The following is a 12,511-nucleotide window of genomic DNA, read 5'->3' on the forward strand; positions in this document are numbered from 1 at the left end:
GGCTTGATTGTGCACGGTCTTTTCAATTGATTCAAACATGCGGTGCCTGGCACCTGGGCAGCCAAAATGCCCCGTGATCAGGTAGCGGCATGACCTAACGAGGTTCGCCATGAAAGAAGGTATTCACCCGAAGTACGAAGACATCACCGCTACCTGTTCCTGCGGTAATGTGATCAAGACCCGTTCCACCATCGGTCACGATCTGCAGCTGGACGTATGTTCCCAGTGCCACCCGTTCTACACCGGCAAGCAGAAGGTTATGGACACCGGTGGTCGTATCGATCGCTTCCAGAAGCGTTTCGGCAGCCGTATCGGTGGCAAGAAAGACTGATCCGCGCCGGGATGTTGAAAAAGCGCCTTTGGGCGCTTTTTTTGTGCGCCAATGAAAAATAAAGTTTGCTATATACGCAAAATGCACTATTGACTGTTCATAAAATATTCGATTTCGGCTTGTCGTTTTGGGTCGGGCGCGCCATAATGGCGCGCTCCGTTGGGCGAGCTCCAGCGGGATTTACCTTTAAACGTGACAAACGGAACAGTGGCAATGTCTCAAGATCTGAAAGAAGCAGCCCTTGAATATCACGCCAAACCGCGGCCGGGTAAGCTGAGTGTTGAAATCACGAAGCCGACCCAGACTTCCCGCGACCTCTCCCTGGCGTACAGCCCCGGGGTTGCCGAACCGGTCCGCGAGATCGCGAAGGACCCCGAGAACGCTTACAAATACACAGCCAAGGGTAACCTGGTTGCCGTGATTTCTGACGGTACCGCTATCCTGGGTCTGGGTAATCTCGGCCCTCTGGCGAGCAAGCCGGTTATGGAAGGCAAGGGCGTACTGTTCAAGCGCTTTGCCGGAATTGACGTCTTCGACATCGAGGTTAATTCCGAAAGCCCGCAAGCGTTTATTGAAACTGTTGAGCGCATCGCCGATACCTTTGGTGGTATCAACCTCGAGGACATCAAAGCACCGGAGTGCTTCGAGATTGAGCGTGCGCTGATTGAAAAGTGTAACGTGCCCATCTTCCACGATGACCAGCACGGTACCGCTATTGTAACTGCGGCCGGCATGATCAATGCTCTTGAGCTGCAGGGCAAGAAAATTGAAGAGGCAAAGGTGGTATGTCTGGGCGCCGGTGCGGCCGCCATTGCCTGCATGAAGTTGCTGATCAGCTGCGGTATGCGCTCTGAGAACATCTTCATGCTCGACCGTAAGGGTGTGATCCACTCTGGTCGTGATGATCTGAACCAGTACAAGGCGATGTTCGCCAACGATACCGACAGGCGCACTCTGGACGACGCCATCGACGGTGCCGACGTGTTCCTGGGTCTGTCCGGCCCGGACCTTCTGTCTGCCGAGCAATTGGCGAAAATGGCACCGAACCCGGTGGTGTTTGCCTGTTCCAACCCGGATCCGGAAATCAGCCCGGAAGTGGCTCTGGCTACCCGTGATGATCTGATCATGGCGACAGGTCGCTCTGACTATCCGAACCAGGTGAACAACGTGCTTGGCTTCCCGTTCATTTTCCGTGGTGCACTGGATGTACGTGCAACCGCTATCAACGAGGAAATGAAGGTTGCCGCGGTTAACGCAATCCGTGAGCTGGCCAAAGAGCCGGTGCCGCAGGAAATCTGTGAAGCCTACGGTGTTGATTCGTTCGAATTCGGTAAGGAATACATCATTCCAAAGCCGATGGATGTTCGTCTGCTGGAAGTGGTGCCGGCCGCTGTGGCCCGTGCTGCGGTAGATTCCGGTGTTGCGCGCAATCCGTACCCCGCGCATTACCCGCTGAAGTCTATGGACGACATCATCTGATCGGGATGTAGTCTGGCTTCAAAAAAAACCGGCGGAGATCCCGCCGGTTTTTTTGTGCTTCCTGCTTGGGGGGGCGACAGATCAGAAGATCTGTCGTGACAGGTCGTCCCCGTTACCGTTGTCGCCATTCCCTCCGTTACTCTCGGCTGGCAGAGGGGAGGGTGCGTCTTCTTTCTTGAAGATTTCGAACACGGCTTCTTCGCCGGGGCGAGCTCTTTCTCCGGTTTCCGGGTTGATCCGGATATTCACGATGCCATTGGGCCTGGGCATGGTGGCTGCTGGCTGGTCTGCCAGTGCTACTTTCATATAGTCGACCCATATCGGCAGTGCGGTACTGGCGCCATACTCGCCGCGACCCAGGGGAGAGGGTTGGTCAAATCCGACCCAGACGGTAGTTGCGATATCGTGGTTGAAGCCCGCGAACCAGGTGTCTTTCTGCTCGTTGGTGGTGCCCGTCTTGCCGGCAATGTCGCTGCGATTCAGGGCCAGGGCGCGACGTCCCGTTCCCCGGCGAACCACGTCCTGCATCATGGAGTGCATGATGTAGATTGATCGTTCGTCGGCCAGGCGTTGCATAATCCGTGGTTCGGTTGTGTTCTCCCCGGCAGCGGAGGCTGGCAGTGTCATGCCTTCAATTTCGGGTGGTTGCTCCGAAGTGCGTTGTTCGGAATCGGCGACCTGTGTCGGGGAGGCGTCGCAGTTCTCGTCGCATAATATGGTCTTCGGGGCTTCATAGACCACGGTGCCGTCCCATTCCTCGATTCGTTCAATCAGGTAGGGCTGTACGTCGTAACCGCCATTGGCGATTACCGCAAAGCCTCTTGCCAGCTCCATAGGGGTCAGCAGGCCGCTGCCCAGGGAGAGCGAGAGGTTGGAGGGCATGTTTTCAGTCGGGAGTTTGAGTTGCTTCAGATAGCTGAGGGTGGTGTTGATGCCCAGGTCTCTCAGCAGGCGGATGGAAACCAGATTGCGGGAGCGGTAAAGGCCCTCGCGCAAGGTGGTTGGTCCGTAGAACTGGCCCGATGAGTTTTGTGGCCGCCATGCGGTTTCAAGTTCGGAATCTTCGAACACAATCGGGGCATCGTTGTAGATGGTGGCGGGTGTTCTTCCGTTCTCCAGCGCGGAAAGGTACAGGAACGGCTTGAACGTAGAGCCTGGTTGACGGTTGGCCTGGGTGGCGCGATTGTATTTGCTCTGGTTGAAGCTGTAGCCGCCCGCCAAGGCTTCAATGGCGCCAGTTTTGGCCTCGAGAGAGATGAGCGCGCCCTCGATTCTGGGTGCCTGCGCCAGGGAAACCCGCAGTTCGGTGACTGCCTGAGTCGATACGCTCTCGCTCTCAGGCTCTGCTTCAGCGTCTGCAATCTGTGGCAGTTGGTCAACTTTGACATAGATGACGTCTCCGGGGCTGACCACCTCGGAAGGATTCTGTGGTTCGGGCCCGGTAATGCTCTCGGTGCGGAATCGGCGTGCCCAGGTCATGGTGTCAAAGGGCATAACGCCCGGCCCCAGGCGCCGGGTGTGCACTCTCACTTCATCCTTTTCGTCATCTATGGATGTCACAACGGCTGGTACCAGTGCTTCAACCCGCGGGTAGTTCTGCATCTGGTCCGACAGTTCAGCCGGGGTCAGGCCTTCAACATCAAATTGTCCGATGGGGCCTCGGAATCCGTGCCGGCGGTCATAGGCTTCGAGCCCTGCTCTCAATGCCTCGGTGGCAGTTTGTTGCTTGGTGCTGTCGACGGTCAGGGTCACGCTGTAACCGTCGGTGTAGGCGTTTTCCCCGTAGCGGCGAACCATTTCGGCCCGGGCCATCTCGGCCACATAGTCGGCATCCACTTCGGCGTCGCGAGTGTTATAGCTGGCGGTCAGCGGTGCTTTGCTGGCCAGAGACCAGGCGTCTTCGGTGATGTAGCCCAGGTCTTTCATCCTGCCGAGAATCCAGTTACGGCGGATCAAGGCTCGTTCCGGGTTTGCCAGAGGGTTATAGGCAGACGGGGCTTTGGGCAAGCCGGCCAGCATTGCCATCTGTGCCAGTGACAGTTCTGTCACCGGTTTGTCGTAGTAGACCTGGGCTGCGGCGGCGATTCCATAGGCCCGGTTACCGAGGTAGATCTTGTTCAGGTAGAGCTCAAGAATCCGGTTTTTATCCAGTTCACGTTCAATCTGAAGAGCCAGCAGTATCTCGTTGAACTTTCGGATGAAGGTCCGGTCGCGTGACAAAAAGTAATTTTTTGCAACCTGCATGGTGATGGTGCTGCCGCCAGACTGGATTTCTCCGGTGGTGATCAGTTCCACTGCAGCCCGCGTCAGGCCTTTAATGTCGACTCCGAAGTGCTCGTAAAAACGCGCGTCTTCCGCCGCCAGGAAGGCTTGTAACTGAATTGTAGGGATCTGTTCTATTGTGATCGGTGCCCTTCTCTTTTCACCGAATTCTGCTATTAATCTGTTGTCTTTGCTATACACCCGTAAAGGCGTCTGCAGCCGGACATCCAGCAATTGCTCGACCGGTGGCAGATTGGGCCGAAGATAAAGATACAGGCTTGAGGAAATAATAATGGCGACACTCAGGCCGGTAAGAATGAACCAGGCAAAAACGCGAGATGTACGCAACAAATGAGACATTTTTTTCTGACAACTGTTGGATATAGGTCTATTATTTGAGAAATTGCTTTAGGAAGGTTCGGTCGCCTCGCCGTCTGCAATGTCTCCCGAAATTCGAGAGATTGCATTGTAGACGGAATAAATAAGAAATTCTCTTACATAAAAAACACATAGAACGCCTCTGAAATGATCGCCTTTACAGGGAGTGGTTCAGGGGTTCCAACGCCGGGTGCATTTAACCAGGTATAGGGTGAGCGCGTGTTCGGATTACCAGGAAAAAAATCCAGTGCCGTCCTTGGGGTGGATATAAGCTCCAGTTCGGTCAAGCTGCTAGAGCTGTCAAAACATGGCGATCGATACAAGGTCGAGAGCTATGCGGTAGAGCCGTTGCCGGCCAATGCAGTTGTTGAAAAAAACATCACAGACGTTGAAGCGGTTGGGGAAGTGCTCAAGCGTGTCGCGTCCAAGTCACGCACCAGTGTGAAACAGGTGGCTGTTGCTGTTTCCGGCTCGGCGGTGATCACCAAGGTTATCCAGATGGATGGTGGTCTTAACGAGTTTGAGATGGAAGACCAGATCGCACTGGAAGCGGATCAGTACATTCCTTACCCCCTCGATGAAGTGGCGATCGATTTCGAAGTCCAGGGCCCTTCCGAATCCAACCCGGACCAGGTGGATGTGCTGCTGGCGGCCTGCCGTAAGGAAAACGTCGATATCCGCGAAGACGCCCTGGAAATTGCAGGGCTGACAACCAGGATTGTCGATGTGGAAGCCTACGCTCTGGAGCGCGCTTACAGTCTGATTGAGCCCCAGCTTGATTCTCAGGGCGAGGAGTTGGTGGTTGCCATCGTCGATATCGGTGCAACCATGACAACCCTGAGTGTGCTGGCAGAGGGCAAAACGGTCTATACCCGCGAGCAGATCTTTGGCGGAAAACAGCTGACGGAAGAAATTCAGCGTCGTTACGGGCTTTCGTTTGAAGAGGCGGGTCTGGCCAAGAAGCAGGGTGGTTTGCCGGACGACTACAACGAGGAAGTCCTGACCCCGTTCCGGGAAGCGGTTGTTCAGCAAGTGGCACGGGCGCTGCAGTTTTTCTTCGGCGCCAGTCAGTACAACGTGGTGGATTACGTGGTGCTCGCCGGTGGAACAGCGTCGATTCAGGGGCTCACGGAAATGGTGGAAGAGAAAACCGGAACGCCAACCCTGGTGGCCAATCCGTTTGCCAACATGGCGGTGGGTTCCCGGGTCAACGCCTCTGCGCTCAGCAATGATGCCCCCTCGTTGATGATTGCCTGCGGTCTGGCAATGAGGAGTTTCGACTGATGGCAAAGATTAACCTCAGGCCCTGGCGGGAAGAGCTTCGCGCGGAGAAGCAGAAGCAGTTTGTCGTGATGATACTGGGCGCCGTGATTATCGCGGGTGGCCTGGCTTTCCTCTGGAAATCGGATATGGACAGCCGGATTGCCTACCAGCAATCCCGTAATGCCTATATCGAGACTGCAACCAAAGAGCTGGACAAGCAGATCAAGGAGATCGAAAACCTCAAGCGTCAGCGCGATGAATTGCTGGCACGCATGCAGGTGATTCAGGATCTTCAGGGCAAGCGGCCGGTGATTGTGCGGGTGTTCGATGAATTGGTGAGAACCCTTCCAGACGGGCTGTACTACACCGATCTCAAGAAGACTGGCGAGCGACTCGACATCGTGGGTATGGCAGAGTCCAACAGCCGAATCTCGAACCTGATGCGTCAATTTGAGGATTCCGAATGGTTTGCCAATCCCAATCTGACCAATGTGGCCGCAGCAGACAGTGCCCGATCCGGCTACAGCCAGTTCAATCTCTCTGTCCAGCAGCGGACACCTGAGCCCGAAGGGGAGGATAACTGATGAGCCTCGCGGACTCTCTGAAAAGTCTTAACGAATTCGATATCAATGATCTTGATATCAACAATGCCGGCATCTGGCCGGCACCAGTCAAGGCTATTGTGGCGTTAATTGTCTTCGGCCTGATACTTGGTGGTGGTTACTGGTTCTTTATCAAGGATCAGTATGCCCAGCTCGATCGGGTGGAGCAGCAGGAGCAGGAACTCAAGCAGCGCTACGAGCAAAAGGCCTATCAGGTGGCGAACCTGGATGTATTCAAGGCCCAGATGGAAGAAATGGAAGAAACCTTTGGAGCACTGGTGCGTCAGTTGCCCAGTGAGACCGAGGTGCCTGGCCTGCTGGAAGATATTACCAATACGGCGTTAGGGAGCGGTTTGGCGCTGCAGGAAGTGAAGCTGCAGCCGGAGCAGCAGCGAGACTTCTATTCGGAGCTTCCCATTAATATTCGGGTGTCCGGCTCCTATCATGAGCTGGCCTCTTTCGTAAGCAGTGTGGCGAGCCTGCCACGTATCGTGACGCTGCACGATTTAACCATCAAACCAATTGGCGGAGACGGAGACCAGCTGGACATGCAGGTGGTTGCCCGTACTTATCGCTACCGGGCTGGAGAATGAGCATGACAGGAAAGCATGCGGGAAAAGCCTGGCTGGGTGTGTGTCTGGCGTCTTTGCTGACGGCTTGTTCCCAGGGAAACGGTTTCTCGGATCTCGACAAGTTCATGGCAGATACCCGGGCCAAGCCTCGGGGGCACGTGGAACCCTTGCCGGAGTTCAAGGCCTACGAGGCCTTTAGTTATTCGGCAGCAGATCGTCGGGCGCCGTTTGAGCCGCCAGTCGATGTTCAGCTTACCATGGTGGATGAACAGCCGGTCAGTGATGTTGAGCCGGATCTGGACCGGCCCCGGGAAGTGCTCGAAAACTTTGACCTTAAGTCTCTGGCCATGGTGGGTACGCTTCAAGGGGTCGAGGGCAATCTGTTTGCCCTGATAAGAGACAGTGCGGGTGGTATTCATCGGGTACGCACCGGCAATTACATGGGGCAGAACTATGGCCGTATTGTAGGCGTCAGTGAAACCCGCATTGAACTGATCGAAATCGTTCCGAATGGCCGGGGTGGTTGGGTAGAACGCCCGCGCTCCCTGTCTTTGGATGAAGGCTGAGGAGCGGTAACGGTATGAATTCAAGAAACATGCACGAACAAACAGGTTTAGGGTCGAGGCTAGCGATGTTCAAAAAACTCAATGTCTGCGTAGGCGTGATTGCCATCGGGTTATGGAGCGGCCTGGCCAGCGCGGTCACGCTTCAGGACTTGTCGTTTTCGTCGCTGCCAGGGGAGCGGCTGGAAGTCACCATGCAGTTTGATGGCACGCCGCCTGAGCCTTCGGGCTATACCATAGAGCGGCCAGCCCGGATTGCGGTGGATCTGAAGGATACCACCAGTGCCCTGAATCAGCGCAGCATTCCGCTGGGTACAGGTAATGCCCAGAGCGTCACCGTGGTGGAAACCAAGGATCGCACCCGTTTGATCTTTAATCTGGTCGAATTGGTGCCTCACGATACCGTGCGTACCAATAACTCTCTGGTAATGACCATTGGTGGTGAGTCCGATGCCGTCGCCGCAACTTCTCAACCTGCGCAACGGACGGCAACTGCTTCGTCAGCATCCTCGAATGCGTTGGCCGGTGTCGATTTCCGTCGTGGTAAAGAGGGTGAAGGTCGGGTTATCGTCGATCTCGGTAGCAACACAGCGACCGTTAATCTGAACGAGTTGGGTGGCCGGATCCGGTTGACCATGCCTGATCTCCAGGTTCCCTCGGATCTGCGGCGGCGCCTTGATGTCACTGATTTTGCAACGCCGGTGACTCGCATCGATACCTTTGTGGAAGATGGAAGCGCGGTAGTGGAAATCCGGCCGCAAGGTGACTATGACTATATTGCCTATCAGTCTGGTCGCGAATTCACCGTAAGTGTCGAAGCACTGAGTCAGGAAGAAGCGGAAGCTCGTCGTGAGGAGAAGTTCCCGTACACCGGTGAGAAGCTCTCCCTGAATTTTCAGGATATTGAAGTTCGTTCTGTACTTCAGCTGATTGCTGATTTCACCGGCCTGAACCTGGTGGCCAGTGACACAGTGGGCGGCAGCATCACCCTGCGTCTGCAGAATGTGCCCTGGGACCAGGCGCTGGATCTGATCCTCAAGACCAAAGGTTTGGACAAACGCCAGATTGGCAACGTACTGCTGGTTGCGCCGGCTGAAGAAATTGCGGCTCGTGAGAAACTGGAGCTCGAGACGAATAAGCAGATCGCTGAGTTGGCACCGGTGCGGCTGGATATTATTCAGGTGAACTACGCCAAGGCGGCGGATGTGGTTGCTCTGATTCAGGCGGATGAAGAACTGATCTCCTCCCGCGGTTTTGTGTCATCTGATGCCAGAACCAATACCATCAGTGTTCGGGAAACCGCTGAGAAGCTGGAGGAAATACGCCGGCTGGTATCCACGTGGGATGTCCCGGTTCGCCAAGTGTCAATTGAAGCTCGCATTGTTCGTGCCCAAACTAACGTGGCGGAAGATCTGGGTGTTCGTTGGGGTGGAGCGGCTTATAACGTCGATGGTGATGATGTGATCACTGTCGGTGGTTCTCTTGGAACCCTTCAGGAAGCTAGAGATGCCGCGAGCGGTGGTAGCAACACGATTTCTTTCCCGGGCGCTCTGGGTGTTGATCTTGGTGTAAGCGGTGAAGGGGCTTCATCCTTCGCTATCGGTTGGGGAAGCGATGACTTCCTGGTGGATCTGGAGCTTTCGGCTTTGGAGAGCGATGGTCGCGCGGAAGTAGTTTCACAGCCAAGGGTTGTAACGGCTGATCGCCAGACTGCGTCAATCAAGTCCGGTGAAGAAATCCCCTATCAGGAGGCAACATCCAGCGGTGCAACCAACGTAGAGTTCAAAGAGGCAGTGCTCTCGCTTGAGGTTACACCGCAGATCACACCCGACGACAAGATCATTATGGATCTCGTGGTAAATCAGGATTCCCGAGGTGAAGTAACTGCAGGTATTCCGTCTATCAATACCAACGAGGTTACAACTCAGGTGTTGGTTGCCAATGGTGAAACGGTCGTGCTGGGCGGTATCTTCCAGTCTGAAGTTGCCACTCAGACCACAAAAACTCCGTTCCTGGGTGACATCCCCTATCTCGGTCGTCTGTTCAAGCGCACCGAGCATATTGATGAACGCAGTGAGTTGTTGATCTTTATCACTCCGAAGATCATCAAGAACGACATACTGCAGTGAGACTGCTGTAATTCAAAAAAACCGCCGGTAACCCCGGCGGTTTTTTTGTTCAGGGGCGGTTAACCCTTTTCGAGCCGCTTATGGATTGCCGGTCCTTGTGCTATTCTCACCCGCCTGAAACCTGTTGAGCGGAAATTATGTCTTTGCCCAAACGTGTTGTTCTGGTTGGGCCCATGGGGGCTGGAAAAAGCACCATTGGCCGGTTGCTGGCCAAGGAGCTCGGCTATCGTTTTCTGGATTCGGACCGGATTATCGAAGAGCGTTGTGGTGCCAATATTCCCTGGATCTTCGATGTTGAAGGTGAGGACGGTTTTCGTCAGCGTGAAACCGCAATGCTTGACGAGTTGTCCAATGAGACGGGCACGGTGCTGGCGACAGGGGGTGGTGCCGTCATGCGTGCTGAAAATCACGGATTGCTGAAAAAGAACGCTGTGGTGGTTTACCTTAAAACGTCCATAGACCAACAGGTTGAGCGTACACGCAAGGACAGGAACCGACCGTTGTTGCAGAACGACGATCCGGAAGGCGTGTTGCGCAGGCTGTTTGCGATTCGGGACCCGCTCTATACCGAGTTGGCGGATATCGTTATGTTTACCGATCGTAAAAGCCCCCGTCTTGTGGTTCGGCAGCTGGTGAACCGAATCAATCCTAAAACGCCCCGCCACAGAAGACAGCGGCGGAAAGAGGGCAGGCATAATGCACAAGGTACTTCGAGAGCTGAAGGTTGAGCTCGGGGAGCGCAGCTATCCGATCATTATCGGGCAGGGGCTGCTGGGCTCGTTTGACCTGACACCCTGGGTGGCAGGCCAGCAGGTCATGATCGTAACTAACGATACCGTTGGCCCCCTGTATCTTGAGAAGGTGAAAGGCTGTTTTCCCGGCAAGGCCATTGACGTAGTGACCTTGCCCGATGGAGAACAGTTCAAGGATTGGCAGACGCTCAACCTCATTTTCGACGCGCTTCTGGAAAAACGACATACCCGCAAAACGACACTCGTTGCCCTGGGCGGCGGCGTTGTGGGTGATATGGCGGGTTTCGCGGCGGCCTGTTACCAGCGTGGCGTTCCCTTCATACAGGTTCCAACCACGCTGCTCTCTCAAGTGGACTCGTCTGTTGGGGGGAAAACAGGGATAAATCACCCGCTTGGCAAGAACATGATCGGTGCTTTCCATCAGCCGCAGGCGGTGCTGATCGATACCAACAGCTTGCAAACACTGCCGGAGAGGGAGGTGTCTGCCGGTCTCGCAGAGGTGATCAAATATGGCCTGATTCGGGACGAGTCTTTCCTGGCCTGGCTTGAGGATTCCATGGAGAGCCTGTTGCGACTTGATGCTGAGGCATTAGGTGAGGCGATCTATCGTTCCTGTGTCTGTAAGGCGGAAGTTGTTGCGCTTGACGAACGAGAGGGTGGGTTGCGTGCAATCCTCAATCTTGGTCATACCTTTGGTCATGCCATTGAGACCTTCGCCGGCTACGGCAACTGGTTGCACGGCGAAGCCGTGGGCACGGGTATGATGATGGCAGCCGATCTTTCAGTGAGAGAGGGGCTGATCTCGGCGGATGACCGGGCCCGGGCGGTTGCTCTGATACGGCGGGCCCGCTTGCCCGAGCAGGCGCCGGATGATATGACGCCTGAAGACTTCATGAACCTGATGTCGGTAGACAAGAAGAATGTGGATGGTCGGCTACGGTTGGTTCTCCTGAAAGCAATAGGTGATGCCTTTATCACCGAGAATGCCGCCGCTGACAACATCCGTGATACCTTGAGGGCATTCCTGCCCCAGGCAGGCTGATGGGCTCTGAGTTTCGAAACAGGGACAGCGTGTGACTCAAGAATCCTTGAACAGTTCCGATGGTGGGGGGCTTTTCCCCCGGCTCCAGCAGCGATACGGTCTTCGAGACAATCCTCTCGAGATGGAAACGCCGTTTTTCCCGGATGCCATGCGTCAGCACGCTTTGGAGACGTTGCGCCATCTTTGTGGGTTCGGGGACATGGTGCTGGTTCTGACCGGTGCGCCGGGGGCCGGTAAGACCCGGGTATTGGCAGAGTTGGTGCGCAGCGAGTCCTCAAGGCTTGATTTTCATCGAATTCCCGCGTCGGCGCTTACCAGCCGCCAGGCTCTCGCGCGTTACCTGAAACAACTGGCAAAATCCGGGATACCGGCAGACTCTGAGCCCAGAGAGGCCGTTTATCGCTTTTTTCGCTGGTCCGAATCCGGCCTCCGCCGAGGTCACCGGCAAGTGCTGCTGATTGACGATGCAGACCGGGTTGAGTCGGATGTTCTGAATCTTCTGGTAGCAGGCTTTGTGGCATCAGAACGGTCTGTTTCTGCCGTTCCGATTCTGGCCGGAACCGAGCAGGTCTGGAGCCAGTTGGAAGATCGTCCGGATTCCGCTTATGCGCATCACCTGAACCTGCCTCCGTTAAGCCGCGAAGATATCAAGGCTTATCTCGAACCCAGGGTTCACCGGGCGGGTGGTTCTCAGTCTGAGCTGCTGTCGGCCTCTCGGCTGAAAAAGCTTGAGGTGTTGAGTCAGGGTAGCTTTGGTCGGCTAAAGCGTGTTGCGCCGGGTGTTTGGCTGGACATGGTGCCGTCTTCGGCAACGTCCTCTTCAAAAGCTGGTTTTACGGTTGCGCATTTACGGTGGCCTGCGCTGGGGCTGGTGTTGCTGGCGGCATCCTGGTGGTTTGTTTCCCAGCAATACGAGAGCACGGTTCAGCGACAAGCCGGCGCCGAGGTTGAGCCTGAGCCAGTCCGTAAGAGCATTACCATTGGTCCGGGTGCTGAGGATCCTGAACCGGAAATAGCGCCTTTGATTGCGCCTGCGGGCCAGGATGAGCCTGTCGTTCCGGGCGAGAACAATGCGGCTGAGGAATTGACACAGGCCCCGCCTGAAACAGAGATTGTCCCAGAGCCAGAGCCAGAGCCA

General features: G+C 55.5%; 11 protein-coding genes. 10 read left to right on the forward strand and 1 reads right to left on the reverse strand.

Going from position 1 to position 12,511, the window contains the following annotated elements; all coding sequences use genetic code 11:
• Nucleotides 1-109 precede the first annotated feature (109 nt).
• Both rpmE and Q675_RS25855 read left to right on the forward strand, forming a co-directional pair.
• Nucleotides 110-331 carry a 50S ribosomal protein L31 gene (gene rpmE, locus Q675_RS25850; protein WP_014420566.1) on the forward strand — a complete coding sequence of 74 codons (222 nt, stop codon included), beginning with the start codon at nucleotides 110-112 and terminating at the stop codon, nucleotides 329-331.
• 213 nt (nucleotides 332-544) lie between these two features.
• Complete coding sequence (locus tag Q675_RS25855) at nucleotides 545-1,810, forward strand: malic enzyme-like NAD(P)-binding protein (RefSeq protein ID WP_011784343.1); 1,266 nt, start codon at nucleotides 545-547, stop codon at nucleotides 1,808-1,810.
• Nucleotides 1,811-1,891: 81 nt separating this feature from the next.
• Here the strand turns inward: Q675_RS25855 and Q675_RS25860 are convergent, their stop codons facing one another.
• Nucleotides 1,892-4,432 carry a penicillin-binding protein 1A gene (locus Q675_RS25860; RefSeq protein WP_023010975.1) on the reverse strand — a complete coding sequence of 847 codons (2,541 nt, stop codon included), beginning with the start codon at nucleotides 4,430-4,432 and terminating at the stop codon, nucleotides 1,892-1,894.
• A gap of 237 nt (nucleotides 4,433-4,669) precedes the next feature.
• Here Q675_RS25860 and Q675_RS25865 point away from each other — a divergent pair, with 237 nt between their 5' ends.
• The 8 genes from Q675_RS25865 to Q675_RS25900 all read left to right on the forward strand — a co-directional run.
• Nucleotides 4,670-5,734, forward strand: a complete 1,065-nt coding sequence (locus Q675_RS25865; RefSeq protein ID WP_031211232.1) for a pilus assembly protein PilM — start codon at nucleotides 4,670-4,672, stop codon at nucleotides 5,732-5,734.
• The gene (locus Q675_RS25870; RefSeq protein ID WP_011784346.1) at nucleotides 5,734-6,297 is read left to right on the forward strand and encodes a PilN domain-containing protein; all 564 of its coding nucleotides are present in this window, start codon (nucleotides 5,734-5,736) and stop codon (nucleotides 6,295-6,297) included. Before Q675_RS25865 ends, Q675_RS25870 begins: the two co-directional genes overlap by 1 nt.
• Nucleotides 6,297-6,908 (forward strand): type 4a pilus biogenesis protein PilO, encoded by a 612-nt coding sequence (locus Q675_RS25875; RefSeq protein ID WP_023010977.1) that lies wholly within the window; start codon nucleotides 6,297-6,299, stop codon nucleotides 6,906-6,908. Before Q675_RS25870 ends, Q675_RS25875 begins: the two co-directional genes overlap by 1 nt.
• 2 nt (nucleotides 6,909-6,910) lie before the next feature.
• A complete protein-coding gene (locus Q675_RS25880) occupies nucleotides 6,911-7,453 on the forward strand; it encodes a pilus assembly protein PilP (RefSeq protein WP_023010978.1) in 543 nt (180 codons plus the stop codon).
• Nucleotides 7,454-7,518: 65 nt separating this feature from the next.
• Nucleotides 7,519-9,579: a type IV pilus secretin PilQ family protein gene (gene pilQ, locus Q675_RS25885; RefSeq protein WP_023010979.1), complete on the forward strand. Its 2,061-nt coding sequence runs from the start codon at nucleotides 7,519-7,521 to the stop codon at nucleotides 9,577-9,579.
• A 137-nt stretch (nucleotides 9,580-9,716) separates the two neighbouring features.
• Nucleotides 9,717-10,307 (forward strand): shikimate kinase AroK, encoded by a 591-nt coding sequence (gene aroK, locus Q675_RS25890; RefSeq protein WP_023010980.1) that lies wholly within the window; start codon nucleotides 9,717-9,719, stop codon nucleotides 10,305-10,307.
• A complete protein-coding gene (gene aroB, locus Q675_RS25895; protein ID WP_023010981.1) occupies nucleotides 10,276-11,373 on the forward strand; it encodes a 3-dehydroquinate synthase in 1,098 nt (365 codons plus the stop codon). Before aroK ends, aroB begins: the two co-directional genes overlap by 32 nt.
• A gap of 31 nt (nucleotides 11,374-11,404) precedes the next feature.
• Nucleotides 11,405-12,511 (forward strand): ATP-binding protein (locus Q675_RS25900; protein ID WP_023010982.1); only part of this gene is annotated, 1,107 nt, incomplete at its 3' end.

Source organism: Marinobacter sp. EN3 (assembly GCF_000475315.1).
Lineage (GTDB): Bacteria > Pseudomonadota > Gammaproteobacteria > Pseudomonadales > Oleiphilaceae > Marinobacter > Marinobacter nauticus.